At 39.2% G+C, this 314-nt stretch carries 1 pseudogene; it reads right to left on the minus strand.

The features are described from left to right. Positions 1-144 precede the first annotated feature (144 nt). Positions 145-314, minus strand: a pseudogene (locus tag C1E99_RS13825) (cytidine deaminase); the annotation flags it as partial.

The raw sequence follows: 314 nt of genomic DNA on the forward strand, positions 1-314 counted from the left end.
CACATGCAGCCAAAGATACAGCCGCAACAGCTGCTAGACCAAGTCCAACAAGTTTCTTGTTCATTTCTGAACCCTCCTAAAAATCTTTTTGCAACTACATTGTTGCAGAGTAATATTGCTACAGTCAAATGACTGTCATACAGACTAGGTTAAGTCTGTAAAGGAATATGGAAGTAATTCCCCGACTGTCATCTCGACTGTCGATTTATCTTTAGCGACCAAGGTCACTTTTAAATCCTTATCAAAAAATTCTGCCATAACTTGGCGACAAGCTCCACAAGGAGATATTGGCTTTTCTGTTTCACCATAAATAA

Origin of the sequence: Streptococcus suis (assembly GCF_002964045.1) — a bacterium.
GTDB lineage: Bacteria > Bacillota > Bacilli > Lactobacillales > Streptococcaceae > Streptococcus > Streptococcus suis_U.